Genomic DNA, 23,274 nt, shown 5'->3' with positions numbered 1-23,274 from the left:
GAACGAAGGCCAACCCGTTCATCTGAACCAGGTTGGCCTTTTGCCTTTGAAGATCATTGGTCAAGAAAGAGGAAGGGGAATTCATGGCTGAGCAAGTCGGGCCTCAGCCATCTGGTCCGCTGCATCAGCAGTGGAGATGCTTGATGCCGCAGCTAGCTGGTAGACCTGGGTGAGTGTATCCGCGATTTCCGCCACCCGCTGGCGGATCTGGTCCGGCCCCTCACCCTCCAGCTCGTAGGCGGTGCTGATGATGCCGCCTGCGTTAAGCACATAGTCAGGCGCGTACAGAATGCCCCGCGCCTGCATGCGGCGAACAACCGGCTCCCGGTGGCTGAGCTGGTTGTTCGCCGCCCCGGCAACAATGGAGCAGCGCAGCTCCTCCACGGTTGCCGGGGTCAAGACGCCCCCTAGTGCACAGGGGGCGAACACCTTGCAGTCAGCGGCGTGAATATGGGCCGGATCGGCCGGGGTAGCGCCGCTGAACTGCACAAGGGCACGTTGTACACGTTCCGGTACAACGTCTGCCACAATGAGCCGTGCCCCGGCTGCATGCAGGTGACGGCACAGGGCGTGACCAACCTTGCCCAGTCCCTGGACGGCAATGGGAATGCCCTGAAGAGTAGTGACCCCCTGATGCTGCAGCGAGGTCACAATGCCTGTATACACCCCGTAGGCAGTCATCTCGGCGGTGAAGTCATTTTGTGCCCCCAGTGACCCGGTTGTATCCGTCACATAGGTGGTCTCCAATCGGATCTGGTCCATGTCCGCTGCCGTAGTCCCCAGATCAAGGCCTGTAACATAGCGTCCATTCAGTCGTTCCAGGAAGCGTCCCAGCGAGCGGAAGATATGTGCACGTTGAGAGACACTCAGGTTCAAGCTGTTATTGCCGGGCGGCTCCACGCCCGATACTTGCTCTGCCGCCGGCAGCTCCCAGACCACGGCTTTTCCGCCGCCATACGGCAGGTTGGAAACGGCATTTTTGTAAGTCATGCCTTTGGCCAGCTTGATTGCATCACGAACAGCGTCTTCCTCCGAAGCATACGACCAGCAGCGGCAGCCTCCCAGTGCCGGTCCAAGGACGGTGCTGTGGATGGCAATGACAGCCCGCAGTCCGCTGTGCGGATCATGACAAAACACGAGTTCTTCGAGGCCTTCGCGCTCCATTTCCTGCCATAGCAGCATGGCCCTTCCCCCTTATGTCACCTTGTACCCATCAAGTCGTCTGAGTGTTTGCTCTCCGTTCACTGCTCTTCATTCTATTCACCAAAACCTGGTTTCGCCCCTGGGTCTTCAGCCGGGTTGATAATCGGGACAAACGGTTCTATAATGGCAATTCCAGCGTGGCATTCGACAGGAAAGCCCGAGATTTGCTTTTAACCGTTTAAAAAGCTCGCATAATGTCCAATGATGGAGATATGGAAAAACGTACAGGAAACGGACCGCAGCCCGGATCGTGGGCCAGCCGTTGTGCATGCCAGGAAAGAGGGATTGTCGTTGCTTAAAATATTGTTGTTTATCTTTTTGATCCAAATCGTGTATGTGTCGGCGTATACGCTTCGGATGATTCTGACACTCAAAGGACAGAAATATATCGCAGCCCTCATCAGCATGGGTGAGATCGTCATTTATGTACTGGGGCTGAATTTGGTCTTGAAGTACCTGACCCAACCGTCTGCATTGATCGTTTATGCCGTAGGCTATGGCCTGGGTGTATTGCTCGGAGCCTGGATTGAAGAAAAGATTGCGCTCGGTTATGTTACGGTTAAAGTGATCTGTAATCAGATGGGCGGGAATGTAGCCAATGCGCTGCGAGATAGAGGTTATGGGGTTACGGCCTGGGTAGGCAGTGGACGTGACGGAGATCGTTTGGTCATGGAGATTCTGGCGAAACGGAAAAATCAGAAATTGCTGTACCAGACCATTCTGGAACTGGACCCGAAGGCATTCGTGATCACTGTAGAACCGAAGCAGTTCCATGGCGGATTTTGGACACGCTCGATCAAAAAATAGGATAAGACAGGCATGCCGCGCTGCAGGCCTGTTTTTTTGTGAGCAGTTTCGGTTTCATTGCTTTTCCTTATCCCTGAAGAACTTCCTTAGAAGTTAATTTCGTACGATTGGTGGTTGCCTAGAGTACAATCCTCGCAGTACCCATGCAGCTCCGACAACGATTATCAAGAACCTAAAATAGGGATTATTGTTGTAATCGCTTTCAGGATGTACATTGTGGACATGTCCTACATGACCTGCACTGGCAGGGTTGGACGGACATGCTTATTATAATTCAGGGAGGAATCGTTCTATGAAAAGCAGGATTCGAACATGGTGCAGTGCCGCACTGGCTCTTACATTGGGGCTGACCCTACTGTCTGGCCCAACAAGTGTACAGGCAGCAGGAAACGCAGATTACAATCTTACAGGTTTCTCCCAGGGGAACACGGGCGGGGGTTCCATCAGCGAATCGGATACGTCCAGGTATAAAAAGGTCTATAATGCAGCGGATCTGGCTGCAGCGTTGAAAAAGAACTCCGGTGTCAAAGTCGTCGAGATCATGAACGACCTGAATCTGGGGTGGAACGAAATTCCGAGCGCCGCCCAGACATCCCCTTTTGCGAAGCATAATGATGCACTGACTCACCCCGTACTGAAGCAGACGGGCGTAAGCAAGCTGACGATTGACAGCTTCAATGGACTGACCATTTTCTCTGCTAACGGGGCCAAGATCAAACATGCAGCCATCAGCGTCAAACGCAGCTCCAATGTTATCATTCGTAACCTTGAATTTGACGAGTTATGGGAATGGGATGAAGCAACCAAGGGCGATTATGACAAAAACGACTGGGATTATATCACCCTTGAAGAGAACAGTAATGTATGGATTGACCACTGCACATTCAATAAAGCCTACGACGGGCTTGTGGATTCGAAAAAGGGAACCAGCGGTGTGACCATTTCCTGGTCTCTGTTCAAAGGGGATGACGGCAGCGCGAACAGCTGGGTTACCCAGCAGATCAATGAGCTGGAAGCGAACAAAGCATCCTATCCGATGTACAACTATCTGCGCAGCAGCGCGGTAGGGCTCAGCAAAGCTGATATCATTGCCATTTCGTCCCCTCAGAAAAAAGGACATTTGGTTGGCTCAACGAGCTTCGAATCAGCTAACGCCAATCTGTCCATGACCCTGCACCATAACTTGTACAAGGACATTCAGGATCGCATGCCGCGCCTGCGTGGAGGGAATGCACATGCCTATAATATCGTAATGGATGCGACAGGAGCGCGTGCAGCCAAATCCAAAATTATGTCGGCGATGGCTGCTGCGATCTCGTCCAAAGGCTATCATTTTGATATCATCAGCAACGGGGCCATCTCTACAGAGAACGGGGCGGTGCTGGTGGAGAAATCGGTGATCAAGGACGTACAGTTCCCGGTTCGGAATAATCAGACGGATCCGGCCGATGCTGCGTATACAGGCAAAATTCGGGTGACGGACACGATGTATTCCCTGGATGGAAGCTCATTCCGCGGCAGCAGTGATACTTCAGGCAGTCCGCTCAGCCCGGTACCGGCTGCAGTGAAGAGCTTCTCCTGGAACGGATTTTCGTCCCTTCCTTACAGTTACACCACGGATGATCCGGCGACGCTGAATGCCCGACTGACGGGATCAAGTGGAGCGGGTGCAGGCAAATTAACCTGGTCCAAAGACAATTGGCTGAAGACGAGCTACTAGATAACCCAATGCAGCAGGTAATGTGATGATTGAATGAGGGGTGGGGGATGCCAACCCGCTCCACCGCATTTTTTATAAACAAAGAGTGCTCCTGCAGCCACCATGGCCGGGAGCACTCTTTTTAAGCAACAGAAGTCCTTAGTTAAACCAATCCATCATCCTGAGAGGCAGGTGCAGCGCTCACCGAATCACGATAAATGATATTGCCCTTCACGTGTACGCGTCCGAAGCTGCGACTTGGGTTATCAATCTTTTTGAGCATGGATTGAACTGCCGTGCGCGCCATCTGTTCCACATCGACTTCAACCGTAGTTAGTTGGGGGTCGGAGAGCGTGGCATAGATATCGTTATCGAAACCAACCACGGAGCATTGTGCGGGCACCTGTATCCCCAAGGAGGTCAGTTTCTGAACGAGTAAATGAGCGACCTGATCGCAATTGCATACAAAAGCCGTCGGCAGCTGCTCGGGCAGATCGATCTCAATGAACGTACCCCGCTCATCCCTGTCGTTAAGCACAAGCTCCTGATTCATCGGCAACCGATGCTCCAGCAATGATTTGTAATATCCCAGGAATCGATCCTGAATGCTGCTTGTAGAATATAGATTCCCGACATAAGCAATACGTCGGTGTCCCTGCTGGACCAGAACGTTGGTCAGCTCGTAAGCAGCGTAAAAGTTATCGGTAACGACAGAATCGATATCCGCATGCTCGTCGTAGAAATCAAGAAACATTTTGGGAACGTCCATCGACTGCACCAGTTCGATATACTCTTTGCTGATCTGCCCAAGTACAATGAAACCATCCACTTTGCTGTCGCTGTATAGTTTGGGCAGTGTTAAATCCTCTTCGTCCTGACCATTCAGAATGTGCAGAATGCCATAGTATCCTTGGTCCTCCAAATGCTTGGTGATGCGCTGGAATACGCGTACGTAGAACGATTGGGTAGGTCCGGTAAAACGCTCCGGGATAATAACGCCTATATTATGAGTCAAGCCTTCCTTCATCGAGCGGGCTGCAGCATTATACCGATAGCCCATCTGAACGGCAAGCACTTTGATTTTTTCCTTCAATTCGCCACTGACGCCATCTTTATCATTTAATGCTTTCGAGACCGTCACACTGCTAACTCCGAGCTTATCGGCGATATCCCGCATGGTGATATTGTTCTTCAGCTTTGGTCGCCTCCTTCAAGCCGGTTTACATACAATGTGCTGTCATTATGATTAGCGCTTACTTAAACATAATAACCACCCATATCAGTATACATCGTTACCCACATGGAATAAAGAAATTCTGGCAGGATCTGCGCTAATTTTTCAGCATCTTGCGTTTTTGGGTTGAAGGCTGGTCTTCATATTAAACCGATTGTTTTTGCAAAAGTTCCAAGTTCCGTTCGATCAGATCACCACGCTGGCTGGCACAATCCAGGGAACGGTACGGATCGGCCGGGGTGTTGAAGGTGTAATCAACCAGTTTATCCAGCGTCGTTGTCGCCACATGACAGCGGGTATCGCTGGATGCGTAATAAATGAAGACTTTACCCTGTTCATTAACCACCGCACCGTTGCAAAAAATAACATTGGATACATCGCCTACACGCTCGTCGTCATAAGGTGCAATGAAATGCCCGCCCGGCTTGGCGATGATTCGTGCCGGATCATTCAGATCCGTGGCGAATGTGTACAGTACATAACGCAGACCCGCCGCCGTGTTGCGTACCCCGTGCGCAATGTGAATCCAGCCGTGATCTGTCTTGAGCGGGGCAGGTCCCTGGCCGTTTTTTACTTCGTAAACCGTATGATATTTGCGCTCGTCGATGATGGTTTCCTTGGCAATAACCGGATTCAGAATATCATCACACAGCCCAAAGGCGATTCCGCCGCCGCTGCCGGTGGAGATGAATCCGTCCTGTGGGCGGGTGTAAAATGCATATTTGTCATCGACAAACTCCGGATGCAGAACCACATTCCGCTGTTGTGGTGAGCCTGTCGTAATGTTGGGCAGGCGCTCCCAGCTAACCAGATCACGTGTGCGCACAAGACCTGCCTGTGCCACCGCGCTGGACGTATCAAATGCCGGTGCTTCGGGGTCTTTGCGCTCAGAGCAGTAGATGCCGTAGATCCAGCCATCTTCATGCTGAACGAGTCGCATATCATATTGGTTGGTCTCTTCTTGATCGATGTCTTCCCACACCAATGGCTTGCCCGTGAAGCGGAATCCGTCGATGCCGTTGTCGCTCTCAGCGAGAGCAAAGATCGATTTGCGGTCCAACCCTTCGGTTCGGATGACCATCACGTATTTGCCATTGAAGTAGATGGCCCCCGGATTAAGCGTAGCGTTAATACCCAGACGCTCCATGAAATGGGGGTTGGTCGTATCGTCCAGATCGAATCTCCAGTGGAGCGGCACGTGATGGCGAGTAATCACTGGATAACGATACCGATCATATACACCGTTGTAGAATGCAGGATCAATCTCATTTTGGCGTGTAAGCAGCTGCTCCTGTTGCTCCAGTAACTCCTTGTACTTTGGGTGTATCATCGTTATCCCATCCTCTCGATTAGTTCAATACAAAACCTGCTATTGTGATACGGGCATTTCCATGGTCCGGCAATTTCACTCTGATCCGGAACGCCGTCTCCGTCTACCGACCAGTACCATTCCCCGCCAGCACGACGATCGATAATATGTTCCTTCGTATATGCCCACAAGCGGTTCACTCTCTCCAGAAACATAGGGTCGCCTGTACGCTGATAGGCGTTATAGAAGCCGACCATCGCCTCTGCCTGCACCCACCATATCCGTTTCTCATCCACATGAGTTCCCTCTTGTTCGTTCATCAGAGAGCCGTCGGCCTGTACGGCCACATTGGAAATGTTATAGGCAATATCCGTCACCATCGCGGAGTACTCCGGATGGTGATCCAGCCCCAGCACTCTCAACGTGTCGTCAATTAACCAGCTGGCTTCAATGTCATGCCCGAAGGATTGCAGATCGATAATGGATTCCCACGCCTTGTTGAAAAATACCCCGAGAAACTTCGTGTCCTTGTCGTACACCCGTTCATACAAGATGCCCAGCAGGCGTTCTAGCGCCGCTCTCACCTGCTGATCCGGCCATACTCGGTAGAGGGTGGTATAGGCCTCCAGCACATGGATATGTGTATTCATCGTATAATCCGCCATCACGCCGTTCTCACTCAGCATTTCGTTCGGCTGTTCATTCCAGAAGCGGTCGAATTGTTCCTTATACGCAGGTAATTCTGCATTCAGGCCCTTATCCTCAATCAGAGCAAAAAGCGTTTTTGCAAGTTTCAAAGCAGAGGCATCCCCAGTAGCACGGTAGTACTCGCTCAGTGAATACACCCCGAAGGATTGCGTATACACATGTTTACTCGTATCGAGTGGTGCTCCTTGGGCATCCACCATCCAATACAACCCGCCAAATTCCGTATCAAGGACATGGTCCGCCAGAAAACGGTAAGCGTGTTCTGCGTGATCACGCCAGATTTCATTTCCGGTTACCCGGTAAGCTGCTGCAAAAGACCACAGCTGTCGTGCCGTGGCGATTCCGCCTTTGGGAGCGAGAGGGTCGACCTGAAGATCATTGGCAACCCAACCATAGAATCCGCCGTGGGTATGGTCCTTGAGGGCAGACCAAAATGGCAAAATATGTCCTTCCCAGTGTTCTTTTATTTCAGTCCGGATGTCACTGCTGTTCGTCATAAGTAAGCGCCCCTTTGAATTACAGGATCAAGTTTATTTAAGTTATCGGTAACTTTATTTAATAATATTAGATTCGGATATAGATGTTGTCAACGAGTCGTTTGAGAAAAACTTTTGTTAAGTAATAAATAATTTAATTGACAGGTAAGCGTTACCATAATAAAATCCATTTTGTAACCTTAACGATAACTTAAATTAACTTAGCAAAGGGGTCGAATCGATTGAAGAAAAACAAAGGCTGGATGCTTCTGCTTACCATGCTGCTCATTACTTCACTACTCGCAGCTTGCTCTTCAGGAGGTGAATCTTCACAAGCAGGGGAGGAAATCAGCACAGATCCTGCGGATATCAAAGGTGAGATTACCGTTTTGACGCAGCGTACGGATATTGTGGATACCGTGTTCAAGGATTACGCAGCAGCATTTAACAAGGAGTATCCGGATGTCAAAGTAAACTTCCAGTCACTGGCCGATTACGAGGGCCAAGTGAAAATCCGGATGAGTACCAAAGACTACGGTGACGTGCTGATGATTCCGACCAGCGTACCTATTGCCGATATCCCGGACTTTTTTGAACCGCTGGGCACGTATGACGAGTTGAAAGACAAGTACACAGGGATTGAAGAACGTATGGTCGATGGCCAGGTGTATGGTATCCCTACCGTCATCACGTTCTCTGGAATTATCTATAACAAGCAGGTATTCAAGGATGCCGGCATTACAGAAGTGCCCAAGACGCCTGAGCAGTTCCAGGCAGCTCTCCAACTTGTGAAAGACAATACAGATGCAATTCCTCTGTACACCAACTATGCGTCCGGTTGGGCTTTGACGCAGTGGGAGTCCGATCTGGCGACGGTTGCAGGCAGTGTGGACTACGTTAACATTGATCAGCCGAACACGGATGAGAACTTTGTGGCCGGCAAGCCGCATTATGAACTGTACAAAGTGCTGTACGATGCTGCCAAGAATGGCCTGATCGAGAAGGATCCAACCACAACCGATTGGGAAAGCTCCAAGGCTGACCTTGCGAACGGCAAAATTGCAACGATGGCACTTGGATCATGGGCGATTACGCAAATCCAGGGCTTGACGGATACACCGGATAATATCGGATTCTTGCCATTCCCTACAAATGCAAGTGAGGTCGTCGTTCCGCTCGCCGCAGACTATAACATCGGCATGAACGTGAACAGCGAGAACAAGCCTGCTGCGAAAGCATGGATCGACTGGTTCCTCGCGAAATCCAACTATGCAGTTGAGCAAGGCGGAGGCATGAGCGCAGACAAAAATGCGGAGCTGCCACCCATTTTGGATCAATACAAGGACGTTACATTCTCCACATTAACCCCTGCCAAAGAAGGACAGGAGGGCTTGGTTGATAAAATCGACAATGAAGGCGAGATCGGCCTCTGGCAGCCGGACTTCAAGAAACGCATTATCGAAGCAGCCATCGGTAACCGCAGCGAATCGTATGACGACATCATGAAGGATCTGAATGACAAATGGGTGAAAGCGCGGGCAGAACTCACGAAGTAAGCAGTTTACAGCAGATGCATCGTTGTCACTGCAATACGTACGTCTGACCACCGTTGACATACAGCGAGGCATCGCACACGGACTGAAGGAAGAAGGGATTCCCTTTTTCATCAAGGCATTTTGCATCTGTTTAACGGATGTGAAATGCCATCTTCAGTAGTGGATATATCAGCGTAATTGGGCGGGAGTCTTTCGATATAAAAGCGGCAGAACCGCTTGGAGGTGTGGAGAGCATGAAATACTTAAAGATTTCGAATTGGGGTTATTCAGCGCAGCGCATATTTATCATCTGTGCCTTCTCAATTATTCCGTTGGCACTGCTGTTCACGTTTGCTTATTTACCTGTCATTAACATGTTTAAATACAGCTTCACCGATTGGAACGGATACAGCAAAAGATTCGACTATGTTGGGTTTGAGAACTACACGCGGATCTTCAGTGACCCTGAATATTTCAAAGTGTTTATTGTCAGTCTCTACTATTTTGCTGCCACGTTCATACAGATGGGCCTGGCCCTATACTTTGCAACCATCCTGAGTTTCAAAATTCGAGGCAAAAACTTTTTTAAAGGGATATTGTTCTTCCCCTATCTGCTGAATGGCGTAGCTATCGGATTTATCTTCCTCTTTTTCTTCAAACCGGACGGTACCCTCGATACTCTCATGCAGGCGGTTGGACTTGGGCAGTATACCCAGCTCTGGCTGGGGAATCCGAATATTATTAACGTGTCACTTGCAGGCGCATCCGTATGGAGATACATGGGCTTCAACTTCATCATCTTCCTCGGTGCGATCTCTTCCATTCAAAAGGATGTCTATGAAGCTTCGGATATTGACGGGGCCAATCGCTGGCAGCAGTTCCGCCATATCATCCTGCCGAGTATTACACGTATCCTGCAGCTCAACCTGATCTTGGCGATTAGCGGCGCAATCAGTGCGTTCGATATTCCATATATTATGACCGACGGCTCCAACGGAAGTGAGACCTTTGTCATCCAGACTGTCCACTTGGCATTTAAGTACGGCAAACTGGGCTTGGCATCGGCAATGGCCGTTGTGCTGCTGTTCATCGTCATTCTCGTTACGCTCGTTCAGCGTGTGACCATGAAAGGGGAGGAATGAACGTGCATCAACTCAAATACACCCTTGCGAGCCTATTCAAATATGCCTCACTTATTCTTGCAGCGTTCATTGCGCTTGTACCCATTGTTGTGGTGCTGTTTGCATCACTTAAGACCAACGCCGAATATGCCACGAGCAGTCCACTTGCCCCGCCAGCCAACTGGCTGAACTTTGCGAACTATACCAAGGCTTTTGTGGACGGCAACATGCTGGTCGGTTTCAAAAATACGATTATTATCCTGATCATTTCCATCGTGGGTGCGACTTTAACGGGCTCCATGATCGCTTACGTGCTGGATCGTTTCAAGTTTAAAGGTAAAAAAATCATGGTTGCCGCGTTCCTGCTCGCTACCCTGATACCCAGTGTTACGACACAGGTCGCCACATTCCAGATTATTAACGCCCTGGATCTGTTCAACACCCGCTGGGCAGCCATTGTGATGTATCTGGGGACAGATATCATTGCCGTGTATATTTTCCTCCAGTTCCTGGGTTCCATCTCCAATGCACTCGATGAATCCGCCATGCTGGATGGGGCCTCCTACTTCACGATCTACTGGAAAATTATTTTGCCCTTGCTGAAACCGGCGATTGTTACGGTCATTATCGTAAAAGGGGTCAACATCTACAACGATTTCTACACACCGTTTCTATACATGCCAAAGACCGATTTGCAGGTCATATCTACTGCCTTGTTCAAATTCAAGGGGCCATTCGGTTCCCAGTGGGAGGTTATCAGCGCAGGCATCATGATTGCCATTATTCCAACGATGATCATCTTCCTGCTGTTACAGAAGTACATCTACAACGGCTTCGCACAAGGCTCTGTGAAATAAGATGCGAAGGTTGTATGAAATGGATATGGAACATGCCCAGGAACGGAGAGGGCAGTAAAAGTCTGGAGAAACATAGTCGCCTTTATCACCGAAGGGAGAAATGAAACGATGACAGTTGTTAAACCGAAAAACGTACACATTGTTGGAGATGCCCTGCCGAATATGCCTTGGGAGGATAAACCGGAGGGAACAGAAGGGCCGGTCTGGAGACATTCAGCCAATCCGGTCGTGCCGCGTAACCCGGTCAAAGGAGTTGCCCGCATTTTCAACAGTGCCGTTGTTCCTTATGAAGGAAAGTTTATTGGTGTGTTCCGCGCCGAAACGATTAATGGTCGTCCGCACCTGCATATGGGTTCGAGTGAAGACGGTCTTTCATGGATCATTGAAGAGGAGCGTATTCCTTTTGTGGATGAGAATGGTGATCCCTTCATGCCGAACTATGCGTACGATCCGCGTCTGGTTAAGGTGGAAGACACGTATTATATCATCTGGTGTACTGATTTCTACGGTGCAGCGCTGGGATTGGCCCAAACGGATGATTTCAAAACGTTTGTGCGCCTTGAAAACCCGATGCTGCCGTTCAACCGCAATGGCGTATTGTTTCCACGCAAAATCAATGATAACTATGTCATGCTGTCCAGACCGAGTGACAGCGGCCACACACCATTCGGCGACATTTTCCTGAGTGAAAGTCCTGATCTTGTGTACTGGGGCAAGCATCGCCATGTCATGAGCAAAGGCGGTCAGGGCTGGTGGCAATCGGTCAAGATTGGCGGCGGTCCTGCTCCGATTGAAACATCTGAAGGCTGGCTGATGTTCTACCATGGTGTCACCGGAACGTGCAACGGTTTTGTATACAGCATGGGTGCAGTCATTCTGGATCTGGATGAGCCATCGAAAGTAAAATATCGCTCCTCGAATTTCGTGCTGACCCCTGAGAAATGGTATGAGGAGCAAGGCTTTGTGGACAATGTCATCTTCCCATGCGCTACACTGCATGATGCGGAGACAGGACGAATCGCTATTTATTATGGTGCAGCGGATACGTATGTTGGCGTGGCGTATACCACCGTGGAAGAGATCGTAAATTACGTCATCGAGACCGACGAAGTCATCGCCGGAGACCGCGAGGAAGGCAAGCTTTAATTGCAGTGAAACAATTTAAAATGAAGCTATGGTTTACACAACAACGGAGAGTGCAGAACCAATCTGAAGAAGCGGAGCGTTCGCATTTATCCCCGGATTTTACCCTTAATAAAGGGATTAAAAGAAAATCCGGGGATAACGGCGATCGGAAGATGGTGCTGCAATCGGAGTGACGAGTGGAAAGATCGTCTGTTTATTTTAGAAATATGTTGAACATGAAAGGGGCTCTACAGCGCAATGCATATGGAGTACATTAAGGGATTTACATTTGGCTGGATGAGCGGCAGAGGGGAATTCCGTAAACCGGAAGCCAAAGAGTCTCTGCGCCTGATGGCTGAACGAACGGGCAGTTCACATGTCATTTTTGCGCTGGCGGCACTCCAGGATCACCCGCAGGCGGTAGAAGTGAAGTATCGGGGAGAGCATATGGTGGAGGATGACGAATTGCTGGACATGATTCGTTACGCCCGCACCCTTGGGCTGCGCGTGATTTTGAAACCAACCGTTAATTGCACTGATGGCACGTGGCGTGCACACATTAACTTTTTTGATATTGATGTGCCGTGTGAGCCGAAGTGGAAGGACTGGTTCCGCAGTTATACCGCTTATCAGAAGCACTATGCAGCCATTGCGGAGCAGGAGAAATGCGAGATGTTTATCGTTGGCTGCGAGATGGTACAGTCCGAGCGTCGAAGCGCGGAATGGCGCGAGGTGATTGCGGCTGTACGTGAGGTGTACTCCGGACTTGTGTCGTACAATACGGACAAGTATCAGGAAGGTCATGTGACATGGTGGGATGCAGTGGATGTGATCTCATCGAGCGGATATTATCCCATCGGAGACTGGGAAGCGCAGCTGGACCGTATTGAACAGGAGATTGCGCATTACAAGAAACCCTTTTTCTTCGCCGAAGCAGGCTGTCCCAGCCGCAGTGGATCAGCCCAGGTACCGAATGACTGGGGTCTGGAAGGTGCGGTCAGTGTAGAGGAACAGGAGCGTTTCTACGAGGCCATGTTTAGGCATGCCAGCCAGCGGGATTGGGTGCGGGGATTCGGTTTATGGGACTGGAGTGCGAACCTGTATCAGGAAAAGAATGCCCTGACCGATAATGGTTACGGCGTGTATGGTAAACCGGCAGAGCGTGTTATTCGTCGTTTCTATGAAAGGTTGTCGGTCGAAGTTTAGCCTCCCTGGTATAGCAAGTCCGAACTGCGATATTGATGATGAAGCAGAGCGAGCAATGACGAAGAAAAAGGCGTACATGCAGATAATCCTGGATTATCCTCATGTGCGTCTTTTTTTGTTTTCCTTGGGCGAGAGTACTTCGTTTCACGCTTGCGGGCATGTGCGCAGCAACGTATGATGGATAGAACATATCAATGAGCAGGTACGGAAGGACGAATGGACGGTGTTGATCATGAACAAACATGCACATGGCTGGGTCACGGCTGAAGGGACCCTGAATGAACAGGCTATAACCAGCCGGGAACCGCTCTATAAGGGGATGAACGCCAGGTATGTGGAGCGATTTACGGTCCACAGCGGAGAGAGTTACATTTTCAAACCACTCACGAATCTGGGGCAGCATGGGCGTGAACGGTGGATATCCAGGCATGTACTGTCCTTACTGCCCTCCATCTACCCGACGCTAATCGATTCCTCGGAGGAAGCCGTTGCTCCGGAACAGAGCTGGCTGATCTACGAGGACCTTGGGCCGCTTGTGCATGATTTGCAGGAAGATACATTGCTGTCTGCAGCTGTACATATGGCGGAATGGCACACGCTCTGGGCACCTCAATGGGACGAGCTGCCCCGTGTGGGCCAGAAGCCGTCCATTGGGAACATGCTGCAGGAACTCCGGGATGCCCAGGAATCAACGGATGAATTGCTGTCCAAGCTGGGAATGACGCTCTCTGCATCTGATTGGGACGAGATCAGGGCACTTATTCAAACAGCTGACAAAGAACTTCCGCTTGTCCTGTGTCACGGGGATCTGCATCCCGGCAATATGGCCGATGTGAATGGCAGACTTGTCATTATCGATTGGGAACATGCCCATCTGAATACGCCCCTCTGGGATGTATATCATCTGGTGGATCTGTCTCATCCGCTGTTTCCGAGACATATTACACCACAGCTTCGGGAGCGGATCATTCAGACGTATCTGAACGAGCTGGAGCAGCGCGGACAGCGGACCGAGAGAATTTCTTTTCGAAGATGGTATGCAGCGTATGCCGTTGTATTCTCGCTCTGGATGCTGCGCTTGATTGATTCGGATCTGCAGAAGGCAGACTGCGTATGGCCGGAGGAGCAGCTGCGCAATCAATGGAATGAGACGGCAGCCACGCTGGAACAGTGCATGAACCAGCTATTTACCGAATAGACATGAGGGGGCAGAACATGCGTAAAGTAGGACTCGTTATGCGCAAAATTCAATTCACCGAGGCGCAGGGACCACGCGTATTCGCTGATCGGCTGAAGCAGATCGGTCTGGAGCTTGGGGTAGATATTGTGTTTATATCGCCGGAGCGCCATGTGAGCGGGTATGACTGGCTGCCCGGTTATGAACACGAGAAGGGAGATCTGGTAAACTACGATATCGTGCTGGACCAGATTTATAGCCAAAATATAGAGCATGTCATCTACACGGTATCCGGGTTTACATTTTTGAAGATGTTTTTGCCCAAAAGTGTGCTGTTTCCGCACAGCTTCCCTGACCCGGCACTGACGGGGTATGAGATGATGAAGCCATTCTATACCATGGTGGATAAAGCCATTGTGCAAACGGAGTTTTTGAAAACAGAACTCGGACGTAACTTCGGCGTACATGATGTGAGCGTCATTCCGATCGGCTTCAATGAGGAGCTGGCACACCGCCATTATGACCCAAGTCAGGTCGTGCACAACCGCGTGCTCTGGATCGGCCGGGATGAAGCGAATCGTCGCCCGGATCTGGTGCTGGAATATGCCCGGCAGAACCCGGACAAGGAAGTGTACATGGTATTTGGCGGACGGCGTTATGAGGAGAGCATGAAGAAATATGACATACCGGACAATGTGAAACTTCAGTTTGCATTGACCCAGGATGAAGTCTTTACTCTGATGAACTCTGCCAAGGTATATTGGAGCTGCTCTGCGTTTGATACGTTCGCGATGCCCCTGACGGAAGCGATGGCTATGGGCAAAATGATCGTGAAGCCTGAGCATGCGTGCTACGGCCATATTCGTTCTACACATGCCTTTGCAGGCAATGAGGATAACTGGTTTGAGCTGGTGAATATGGCTGCTGCTGCACCGCGCAATGTATCGGAGGACAACCGTGAGTATGCGTTTGGAGCCTTTTCGCGCACAATTATGAAGGAAGGGTACCGGACGTTTTTTGCAGATTGGTTGAAATAAGCTGATGAGCAGCAGACTCCAACTGTGAGGAGAGGATTTTGTGGATATCGTTATTCTATGGACGCTTGGCATGTGGACAGTACAGCTGTTATTGGAATGGCTTGTGTACCGGATCCAGGGCCGCCGAATGACATGGGTTCAGTCCATCCTGCCTTGTGTGACTTTGCTCGGAGGGGCTATTGTAATCATGATCAGCATCGATATGGGTGGATGGAACGGTATCGGTTATGCGCTGCTTGGTGCAGCTCTGGGTACATCGGGCTTATTAACGTTGATCACGGTCGCCATTACGGCTCTGGTGCTGCAGCGTCGGAGAAGGAAATGATCAGGTCTTGGGGGAAAGAGCCTTGGACTTGATGCTAGGCGCATGACATGGTTGCAGAGATGCAATCGTCTGTGATATATTGGCATTAATTATGACAAGGGAGGTGAAGACAGGTGAATCACGAGATGCTTAACAACCGTATTAGCCAGCTGCCGATTGCTATGGCTGGCATTGTTCACACTTTTTGCTACAACGGGAGAAGTCTGTCCAATTTTGAATATACGGAAGTTAACCATTGCGAGAAGATGCCTGCCTTGACCTCATTCGGACGATAAGCGATTAAGCTTGAATTCTGAAGGGCCGCGGAGCTAACCTCTGCGGCTCTTTTTGTGTTGCGGTCAGGATCTTCCATACCATAGGAGGAACCTTATTATGATGATCATTAGCGCGCAACAACTGACTCAATACCACGGAGCACATCTGGTGCTGGACGGCATTACTTTTGAAATTATGGAGGGGGACAAAGTCGCCCTTATCGGCCGCAACGGAAGCGGCAAAACGACACTGATGCGCCTGATGGCCCGGCTGAATCAGCCGGACGAAGGGCAATTGATGATCAAAAAGGATACACGGATCGGCTATGTAGCCCAGGTACCGGAAGGGCTGGATGATTATACGGTACTGGATGTGCTGGCTCTGGGATTCAAAGCACTTATGGAGTGCCGCAGCCGCATGAAGGAAATGGAGCAGCAGATGTCTGACCCGGACTATGCAGCAGATCCAGACCAATTGGAACGTCTGTTGAAACGATATGCCGCACTGCAGGAACAGTTTGAACGTGAGGGCGGGTATGAGATGGACGCACGGATTGATCAGGTGGCGGACGGACTGGATATTGCCAAAGCACACTATGGCTGGAGGTTCGGCTCCCTCTCCGGAGGAGAGCAGACCCGCGTCGTGCTTGCTTCACAGCTGATTGTCCGTCCCGATCTGCTGCTGCTGGATGAGCCGACCAATCACCTTGATCTGGAGCGGGTGGAATGGCTGGAAAGCTATCTTCGGGAGTACACAGGCACGATTGTGCTGATCTCCCATGACCGTTATTTTCTGGACCGGGTGGTGACCCGAACACTGGAGCTGGAGGATGGCGAAGCGCAAACGTCAACAGGCGGCTATACGGAATACATGAAGGTGAAGGAACAACGGTTGCTGCAACAATTTGAGGAGTTCAAGGAGCAGCAGAAGGTCATGAAGAAAATGAAGGAAACGATCCGTCAATTGGAGGAATGGGGACGCATTGGCGGGAACGAGAAGTTCTTCCGGCGGGCCGCTTCGATGCGGAAGGCACTGGAGCGGATGGAGCAGGTGAAGCGGCCTGTGCTGGAGCGGCGCAATGCAGATTTCGATGTGCGTCCTACAGACCGCACGGGCCGCCGCGTGGCGGTGATCGATCAGGTCGAGAAGGCTTACGGAGAACGTCCGATCCTGCGCGGCGTTTCAGCGCTGCTGGAGTTCGGAGACAAGGTGGCCCTGATTGGACGTAATGGCTCAGGCAAGACCACATTGTTCAAGCTGCTGCTGGGAGAAGAGCAGGCTACTTCCGGTCAGCTTGAATGGGGAGCAAGGGTGGACGTTGGCTATCTGGCACAGCAGGAGGAGCCTTCCAATCCGAAGCTGAGCGTGCTTGAACATTTCCGCCTGGAGGCAGGCGTGGAAGAAGGCGAAGCACGTGGCATTCTGGCAAGGTATCTGTTCTATGGGGCAGATGTATTCCGCTCGGTTGGGCAGTTATCTGGCGGGGAATGGACCCGTCTACGGTTATCCCTGCTGGTGCATCGCAAGCCGAACGTACTGCTGCTGGATGAACCAACGAACCACCTGGACATTGCTTCAAGAGAAGCACTGGAAGAATCCCTGGTTGACTTTGAAGGCACGGTGCTTGCCATCTCTCACGATCGCTACTTCGTGAACCGTATGGCTTCACGTGTCTGGGAGCTGGAGAATGGCGAGATGACCACCTATCTCGGGGATTATGAAGCCTATCGGGAGAAAAAGCTTGAACTGCAAATGCGGGCAGGTGAAGCGGCCCAGCATGCCGTTCAGATTCCGGCCCTTCCTCGTGATCGTGCCGAATCTAAGGAACAACGTAATTCTCGCCAAGGAGAGAATGGAGCGGGGAAACGACAGTCAGCCGAGCAGCTGGAACAGAAGCTGGCTCGTCTGGAGGCACAGATTCAGAAGCTTGACCACCAGCTTGAATTGCAGGCAAGCTCTGCCGAACTGGAACAGCTGTGGAATGAGCGTGAGCAGCTGTCGGGTGAATACAATGAGTTATTGGCCCAATGGGCTGAATTATGATCGTTCGTCAAAGCAAGGACGAACATGAAAGGTCGGAGAATGGTCTCCGGCCTTTTAATTTTCCGGATGTTGAATACAGTCATTCTCCCCTGCAATAGGCTTCAAAAGGTGCATTGGGAATGTCCTTATTTACATGTCATAGGGAATAGTGTAACTTTTTCCCTTCTCATGCGTTAAATACGTTTGTATGATTTGAAGCGGCTCAACTTAGAGCTACACAAAAGGGAGGTTATCGTTATCTATTACGCATTGACTTATCGAAGCTGGTCGGACGATCGGCAGGCCGAGACCGGGCAGCTGGAGCACGTATCTGTTACCCGGGATGAACTGTTTATGCGCAAACTGGTGGATGCAACCCTGATGAAAAACAAATTGTGGGCCCATCTGTCCAACGAGTGCGAGGATCTGCGGGATCATGTGATCTATGTGACTGCCTATGAGAGCCAGATGCCTGCAGATTACGGTACAGCGATTGCGGACGCTGCACTGGCCATGTGCAAAATGTCCTCCATGTACAGCGCAGAGTACATGCTGTGGAATGGAAAGGCATTTGAGGAGTTGGAACTTGCAGAATCGTCCTCGTACACGATGGAACTCGCCGAGCGTCTGCTGGACCATTATATGGTTCGTAACGGAACGACGTATGAATTCGTGTATTCGGTGCTGGATGCGGATCGCCGGAAAGTGTTGTTTTTTATGAAGGAGGTAGACCTGTAATGACAGAAGAAGAGCGGCACCATTCATCGAAACCCGGGTCCAAGGCAAAGCTGGTTGCCTTTTCCCTGATGCTGGCTGTACCTGCGGTATTGTCGGGCTGCGGCAGCAATGACGAATGCGACCCGGATTATGACACCGGATGTGAGTATGATTCCAGCAGTGGGCATTATTATTATGGCGGTTCATATGGTGGCAGCAGCAGTAGTAGCAAGAGCAGCTCCTATAGTAACTCGAAGTCCAAATCGAGCGGATTTGGCAGCTTCTTCCGCAGTTCGGGAGGCTAAAGGATATGAGGCATATTCACTCATTGCCATATAGTCACGAAGAGGTGTTTGCGGGCGAGGCGGGGCAGCATGTGCCGTATCACCGAATGTATGGCAAGCAATATTGTGTACCCTCACTAACCCTGTATACACCTCAGGAAATGAAGGAATTACAGCATGCCGCTGCACAGGTTGATGGAATATACGGCAAAGTCATGCGATTTATCCAGCAGTACATGCCGGATAGCTTTCTGGAGCAGCAGCTGGGTATTCATCCAGGGCTCATTGCGACAGCAAGGATGGAAATGGTGACGGGTGGTATTACACGTCAGGACTGGATCATCGGCGAGGCGGGGTTCAAGTGTATCGAAAACAATACCGACACGCCTACGGGCATACCCGAAGCTGCGGTGCTGGAGCGCATTTTGGTGGGCATGGCCGAACGTGATGACTTCAGGGCGCCATCAGCAGACATGGATGCTTGCATCCGTGAATGCTTTCGCGGGTGGCTGGAGTCTTATGCCGAGCAAGGGCTGCGAGGACCAGTAACATTTACCTCATTTGGGGAGCATGTGGAGGATCGGACCAATACGGAGTATCTGATGAGACGCTGCCAGGAGGCTGGATATGAGGTGCGTTATGCTCCTCTGGAGGAACTGGAGATTGTTCCCGGAGAGGCACTGTATCATGATGGACACGAGATTCAGCTGCTGTATCGTCTGTATCCGCTGGAGTATCTCGTTGATGATCGGGATGAGACAACAGGTGTGGACATCGGTGCAGCGCTGCTTGCACTGGTACAGGAAGGGCGGGTTGGGCTGATGAACCCCGTACAGCATGTCCTGATGCAGAGCAAAGGCTTCATGGCTGCGATCTGGTCACTCTATGAGCGCAATGAACAGACACCAGAGTACTGCGGTTTTCGGTTGTTTACGGATGCCGAGCTGGAGTCCATTTCGCGGTATCTGTTGCCCACTTATTTTGAAGCAGGACCCTTCGAACTGGAGTCCACGCCTTATGTCGAGAAAAGCTATTGGGGCCGAGAGGGCCGAGGCACGGTGCTGCTGGGTGAAGGAACGGAGAGTAAAACGTCAGAAGCAGGCCAGGACGAAGATGAAGACATCGCTGCGTACTATAACAATCAACCGAAGATTTATCAGCAGCTGGTTCCAATGGAACAGGCAAGCATCGTGACTGAAGACGGGGAATATAGCGGGTATCTGCTGACAGGCGTGTTTGTCATAGGTGGGCGTTTCGCCGGTGTGCTGCCCCGAATCGGGGAGAAAGTGACCGGAGATATGGCCTATTATTGTGCGGCTGCGGTCAATGAACGTATTGGATGATGAGGAGGAGTAAGAATGGATAATTTGGGAATGAACCTACTGAATGTGGCGGTAGGTGTCGGCATTCTGCTGGTGGTATTGGTATGTGGGTATTTCGCTTTTAGCAAACTGACCCGGTATAACGATAGTGAGGAAATTGCCAAAGGTAACGAAGCGGCGGGCATGTATATGGGCAGCAAGCTGCTAGGACTGTGCATCATTGTTGGTATGGTGTCCTTCTCCACGCATTCATGGCTGGATATGCTGTTATGGTCTGCACTTGGAATCATTATTCTGTGTCTGGTCTATATTATATTTGATTTCCTGATTCCCAAAATGCGTGTATGCGATGAGATTGCAAGAGGCAATCTGGCGGTAGCACAGCTGCTGCGTTCCATTATCATCGGCGTTTCCATCGTCATCGGTACGTTTTTGATGTAAAATGTACCCTAGCGATACATGAATATCAAACTGAAGAAGGAGCGCGGCATCATGAGAAAAGTCATCATTGATACAGATACAGCAGGAGACGATACAATTGCGATCCTGACAGCACTGCACCACTTCCAAGTGGAAGGCATCACCATTACGGGCGGTAACGTCCAGTTTGACCAAGAGGTTGAAAATGCCCTGTACACCGTGCAGGTGGCTGGACATGGCGGCAAGGTGCCTGTATACAAAGGATGCGAACGACCGCTTATGGCCTACGGGCAGGCGCAGCACCGCACAGTGGAAGATGTGCATGGCGACGACGGCATGGGCGGCGCGCATTTCCCCAAGGCAGATCAGCGTCCCGAAAGCGGCCACGCGGTTGATTTTATCATTGAGAAAGTGCATGCCAATCCGGGAGAGATCTCTCTTCTGGCGATTGCACCCCTGACCAACATTGCGATGGCGATTCAAAAGGACCCGACGATTATTCCAGAGATTGCTCATCTCTACATCATGGGCGGTACGAATAATGCACTGGGCAATATTACGCCAGCGGCGGAGTACAACTTCTACGTTGACCCTGAAGCTGCCAAAATTGTACTGCATGCCGGTATTCCAACCACGATGGTCGGCTGGGAGATGTGTACCCAATATTCCGTTATGGATGATGATGACCATGCAGAAATTGCAGCGCTCGGAACATCCGGGGCCGATTTCTTCACAGCGATCAACAAAGTGGTTATGCAGTTCAACAAGTCAGTACATAAGCTGAATGGCACCACACACCCGGATACACTCCTGATGGCTGTAGCAGCAGACGAATCGCTGATGACGAAGTCCGGTCAATATTACGTGGATGTGGAAGCGGCAGGAGAACTGACGCGTGGATACAGCGTAGTGGATATCAACGGACGTTTCGGCAAAGAACCTAACGTGCGCGTATGTGAAGCCATCGATCGGCCGAAGTTTAAATCCATGCTGCTGGATGTTTTGTCAGCTATTCAATGAACCAAGGAATGATCTGAACACGGCAAGCCCACCGGGGTCCGCAAGGACCAGGTGGGCTTTTCTTGTTACAATTCATTAGTCTTGCTGCAGCAAAAATGAACGGATTCCGGTGGTGACCAGGTCGTGGTCTTCCTCATCCGGCAGACCTGATACCGTAATTGTTCCGATCTGTCCCTGACCCTCCACAATCAAAGGAAAGGCACCGCCAGCCAGTACAAAGTCAGAGGAAGGCAGGCTGAAATCCTGCTCAAGCGTTTTATCCTCACTGCGCAGACGCAGAGCCGTATGCCATGAACTGGAGGAGAAATGGTTAACCACATTATTTTTACGCCGGATCCAGTCTTCATTGTCCGGATGAGTGCCTTCCATGGCATGCAGGAAAAGACGGTGTCCACGGAGGGTAATGTCGATGGTTACGGCCTGTGAACGGCTTTTTGCCTGCTCGACCAGATGGAGTCCAAGCTGTAGGGCCAGTTCAGAGTCAAATGTACGAAATACCAAGTCCTTTTCTTCCTGCTGCATTTCCTTTAATCTCTCTGTCATCGTCAGGTTCAATTTACAGGCAGCCCCTTTACATGTGTAGTTTATGTCTACATTCGACGTAGGGTAGGGTGGTCCCTTCCGGATGCAGGCTGGATTATCGTTTGGCTTTCTGCCCTACATTTCCACAACAGTCCATTTGGAGACACGACTTCGGCTGTGGTAAAGTGAAGGGAACGTAACTTTGGACATTCCACAGGTTTACATAGGATAGGGCAAAACGAGTTGGGCAGGAGGAGAGACAATATGCTGTTTTATTTTATAGCACTGCTGGTGACACTGGTGGATCAGGGTACCAAGCTGGCCGTGAGAATGTATATGGAAGTTGGCGACATGATGAGACTCGGTGACTCGGGCATGCAGCTGCAGCATTATGAGAATAGCGGGATGGCGGGAAGCATGTTCCAGGGAAATGCGCGTCTGTTCGGCGTTGTCGCCATTCTGTTCATTGCCGGCATTCTGTATTATCGGAGAAAAGGTGAAATTCGCGGTTTCTGGATGCAGGCAGGAGCAGGCTTCATGGTCGGTGGAGCCTTGGGAAATGCGATCGACCGTTTTGTATTTGCAAAAGTAACGGATTTTCTAGTATTTCCATCGGGCCGGGGCATTCTCAACCTGGCTGATGTAGCGATTAACATTGGGGTGATCCTCTTGGTGATCGGAATGTTAATCCGTGCATTTAAGAGCTACCGGGCCAAGCGATCGCGCAATGCCTTGCCCAAAATTGAACGTTGGTAATACGTTAATAATCAAGCGTTGCAATCACGCACAAATGGAAAAAAGAAGGACATTGGATAGTTGCCGATGTCCTTCTTTTTGTTATACAGCTATACATTCTGGAAAATACACCCATGATTCATTTTAACCGAAACCGT

The 23,274-nt window shown here is 50.6% G+C and carries 24 protein-coding genes; 19 read left to right on the top strand and 5 right to left on the bottom strand.

The window, feature by feature from the left end:
• Positions 1 to 81: 81 nt before the first annotated feature.
• Positions 82 to 1,137 (bottom strand): Leu/Phe/Val dehydrogenase, encoded by a 1,056-nt coding sequence (locus GUA98_RS15875; protein WP_321573884.1) that lies wholly within the window; start codon positions 1,135 to 1,137, stop codon positions 82 to 84.
• A gap of 357 nt (positions 1,138 to 1,494) precedes the next feature.
• On the opposite strand from GUA98_RS15875, the gene GUA98_RS15870 reads away from it, so the two are divergent.
• Together GUA98_RS15870 and GUA98_RS15865 are read left to right on the top strand one after the other, a co-directional pair.
• Positions 1,495 to 2,010 carry a DUF2179 domain-containing protein gene (locus GUA98_RS15870; protein WP_095290851.1) on the top strand — a complete coding sequence of 172 codons (516 nt, stop codon included), beginning with the start codon at positions 1,495 to 1,497 and terminating at the stop codon, positions 2,008 to 2,010.
• A gap of 292 nt (positions 2,011 to 2,302) precedes the next feature.
• Complete coding sequence (locus GUA98_RS15865) at positions 2,303 to 3,730, top strand: hypothetical protein (protein WP_193723684.1); 1,428 nt, start codon at positions 2,303 to 2,305, stop codon at positions 3,728 to 3,730.
• Positions 3,731 to 3,872: 142 nt separating this feature from the next.
• On the opposite strand, the gene GUA98_RS15860 is transcribed toward GUA98_RS15865, so the two are convergent.
• The 3 genes from GUA98_RS15860 to GUA98_RS15850 all read right to left on the bottom strand — a co-directional run bounded on the left by GUA98_RS15860 (position 3,873) and on the right by GUA98_RS15850 (position 7,457).
• Positions 3,873 to 4,886 carry a substrate-binding domain-containing protein gene (locus tag GUA98_RS15860; protein WP_095290855.1) on the bottom strand — a complete coding sequence of 338 codons (1,014 nt, stop codon included), beginning with the start codon at positions 4,884 to 4,886 and terminating at the stop codon, positions 3,873 to 3,875.
• Positions 4,887 to 5,088: 202 nt separating this feature from the next.
• Positions 5,089 to 6,273, bottom strand: a complete 1,185-nt coding sequence (locus tag GUA98_RS15855; protein ID WP_193723683.1) for a glycosidase — start codon at positions 6,271 to 6,273, stop codon at positions 5,089 to 5,091.
• A 2-nt stretch (positions 6,274 to 6,275) separates the two neighbouring features.
• Positions 6,276 to 7,457: an AGE family epimerase/isomerase gene (locus GUA98_RS15850; protein WP_193723682.1), complete on the bottom strand. Its 1,182-nt coding sequence runs from the start codon at positions 7,455 to 7,457 to the stop codon at positions 6,276 to 6,278.
• A 221-nt stretch (positions 7,458 to 7,678) separates the two neighbouring features.
• On the opposite strand from GUA98_RS15850, the gene GUA98_RS15845 reads away from it, so the two are divergent.
• From GUA98_RS15845 to GUA98_RS15775, 16 genes are all read left to right on the top strand, one after another.
• Complete coding sequence (locus GUA98_RS15845; protein WP_095290861.1) at positions 7,679 to 8,992, top strand: ABC transporter substrate-binding protein; 1,314 nt, start codon at positions 7,679 to 7,681, stop codon at positions 8,990 to 8,992.
• A gap of 233 nt (positions 8,993 to 9,225) precedes the next feature.
• A complete protein-coding gene (locus GUA98_RS15840; RefSeq protein WP_095290862.1) occupies positions 9,226 to 10,113 on the top strand; it encodes a carbohydrate ABC transporter permease in 888 nt (295 codons plus the stop codon).
• The gene (locus tag GUA98_RS15835) at positions 10,110 to 10,949 is read left to right on the top strand and encodes a carbohydrate ABC transporter permease (protein WP_227779688.1); all 840 of its coding nucleotides are present in this window, start codon (positions 10,110 to 10,112) and stop codon (positions 10,947 to 10,949) included. The genes GUA98_RS15840 and GUA98_RS15835 overlap by 4 nt, the downstream gene beginning before the upstream one ends.
• A gap of 108 nt (positions 10,950 to 11,057) precedes the next feature.
• Positions 11,058 to 12,095, top strand: coding sequence for a glycoside hydrolase family 130 protein (locus tag GUA98_RS15830; protein WP_193723681.1), 1,038 nt, complete (start codon positions 11,058 to 11,060; stop codon positions 12,093 to 12,095).
• 20 nt (positions 12,096 to 12,115) lie between these two features.
• Positions 12,116 to 12,268: a hypothetical protein gene (locus tag GUA98_RS29595; RefSeq protein WP_221805898.1), complete on the top strand. Its 153-nt coding sequence runs from the start codon at positions 12,116 to 12,118 to the stop codon at positions 12,266 to 12,268.
• A gap of 70 nt (positions 12,269 to 12,338) precedes the next feature.
• On the top strand, positions 12,339 to 13,280 hold the full coding sequence (locus GUA98_RS15825; RefSeq protein ID WP_193723740.1) for a glycoside hydrolase family 113: 942 nt from the start codon (positions 12,339 to 12,341) through the stop codon (positions 13,278 to 13,280).
• Positions 13,281 to 13,512: 232 nt separating this feature from the next.
• Positions 13,513 to 14,478: a phosphotransferase family protein gene (locus tag GUA98_RS15820; protein ID WP_193723680.1), complete on the top strand. Its 966-nt coding sequence runs from the start codon at positions 13,513 to 13,515 to the stop codon at positions 14,476 to 14,478.
• Between the two features lie 17 nt (positions 14,479 to 14,495).
• Entirely contained in the window at positions 14,496 to 15,494 is a 999-nt protein-coding gene (locus GUA98_RS15815) for a glycosyltransferase (protein WP_193723679.1), read from the top strand.
• 40 nt (positions 15,495 to 15,534) lie between these two features.
• Entirely contained in the window at positions 15,535 to 15,819 is a 285-nt protein-coding gene (locus GUA98_RS15810) for a hypothetical protein (RefSeq protein WP_193723678.1), read from the top strand.
• 113 nt (positions 15,820 to 15,932) lie between these two features.
• Complete coding sequence (locus tag GUA98_RS15805) at positions 15,933 to 16,094, top strand: hypothetical protein (RefSeq protein ID WP_193723677.1); 162 nt, start codon at positions 15,933 to 15,935, stop codon at positions 16,092 to 16,094.
• Positions 16,095 to 16,191: 97 nt separating this feature from the next.
• Positions 16,192 to 18,117 (top strand): ribosomal protection-like ABC-F family protein, encoded by a 1,926-nt coding sequence (abc-f, locus tag GUA98_RS15800; protein ID WP_193723676.1) that lies wholly within the window; start codon positions 16,192 to 16,194, stop codon positions 18,115 to 18,117.
• A 249-nt stretch (positions 18,118 to 18,366) separates the two neighbouring features.
• Complete coding sequence (locus GUA98_RS15795) at positions 18,367 to 18,834, top strand: hypothetical protein (protein WP_193723739.1); 468 nt, start codon at positions 18,367 to 18,369, stop codon at positions 18,832 to 18,834.
• Positions 18,834 to 19,118 (top strand): hypothetical protein, encoded by a 285-nt coding sequence (locus GUA98_RS15790; RefSeq protein WP_127537430.1) that lies wholly within the window; start codon positions 18,834 to 18,836, stop codon positions 19,116 to 19,118. The genes GUA98_RS15795 and GUA98_RS15790 overlap by 1 nt, the downstream gene beginning before the upstream one ends.
• 5 nt (positions 19,119 to 19,123) lie before the next feature.
• Positions 19,124 to 20,440 carry a glutathionylspermidine synthase family protein gene (locus tag GUA98_RS15785; protein WP_193723675.1) on the top strand — a complete coding sequence of 439 codons (1,317 nt, stop codon included), beginning with the start codon at positions 19,124 to 19,126 and terminating at the stop codon, positions 20,438 to 20,440.
• A gap of 15 nt (positions 20,441 to 20,455) precedes the next feature.
• A complete protein-coding gene (locus GUA98_RS15780; RefSeq protein WP_193723674.1) occupies positions 20,456 to 20,860 on the top strand; it encodes a DUF350 domain-containing protein in 405 nt (134 codons plus the stop codon).
• 51 nt (positions 20,861 to 20,911) lie between these two features.
• Positions 20,912 to 21,859 (top strand): nucleoside hydrolase, encoded by a 948-nt coding sequence (locus tag GUA98_RS15775; RefSeq protein ID WP_095360156.1) that lies wholly within the window; start codon positions 20,912 to 20,914, stop codon positions 21,857 to 21,859.
• Positions 21,860 to 21,934: 75 nt separating this feature from the next.
• Here the strand turns inward: GUA98_RS15775 and GUA98_RS15770 are convergent, their stop codons facing one another.
• Positions 21,935 to 22,402, bottom strand: a complete 468-nt coding sequence (locus GUA98_RS15770; protein ID WP_193723738.1) for a heme-degrading domain-containing protein — start codon at positions 22,400 to 22,402, stop codon at positions 21,935 to 21,937.
• A 243-nt stretch (positions 22,403 to 22,645) separates the two neighbouring features.
• On the opposite strand from GUA98_RS15770, the gene lspA reads away from it, so the two are divergent.
• Positions 22,646 to 23,137, top strand: coding sequence for a signal peptidase II (lspA, locus tag GUA98_RS15765; protein ID WP_127537427.1), 492 nt, complete (start codon positions 22,646 to 22,648; stop codon positions 23,135 to 23,137).
• The last annotated feature ends 137 nt before the right edge of the window (positions 23,138 to 23,274 follow it).

It is taken from the genome of Paenibacillus sp. P13VS (assembly GCF_015143645.1).
Lineage (GTDB): Bacteria > Bacillota > Bacilli > Paenibacillales > Paenibacillaceae > Paenibacillus > Paenibacillus xylanilyticus_A.
Note: the sequence above shows the minus strand (reverse complement) of the source record. Positions and strands in the feature narration are given on the sequence as shown.